The organism is Amphritea pacifica (assembly GCF_016924145.1).
Taxonomy (GTDB): domain Bacteria; phylum Pseudomonadota; class Gammaproteobacteria; order Pseudomonadales; family Balneatricaceae; genus Amphritea; species Amphritea pacifica.
Genome location: NZ_JAFFZO010000216.1, coordinates 1 through 270 on the forward strand (window position 1 = coordinate 1; position 270 = coordinate 270).

A 270-nucleotide genomic window follows, 5' to 3' on the forward strand; every position below is an offset into this window, starting at 1 on the left:
ATATCGCCCGTAGAGCCAATCAGGAGGATAGCTGCCGGGGGCATTTCTGGGAAGCGCGTTTTAAGAGCCAGGCCTTGCTGGACGAGCAGGCACTACTGAGCTGCATGGCGTATGTTGACCTTAACCCAATACGAGCGGTAAACAGGGACAGGCATATTCTAAAAGCCTGATCTATACTGCTGATACCTCAAACAAGGATGTTAAGGAAATCATATGACCCGTGCCCGTCATCAGATTATTTCTACCGCAGATACTCCCTATTATCACTGT

Annotated in this window: 1 pseudogene; it reads left to right on the forward strand. The window is 48.9% G+C overall.

The features are described 5' to 3' along the window. Nucleotides 1-137 (forward strand): annotated as a pseudogene (locus JW499_RS22595) (alpha-amylase family glycosyl hydrolase); the annotation flags it as partial. Nucleotides 138-270: the final 133 nt, after the last annotated feature.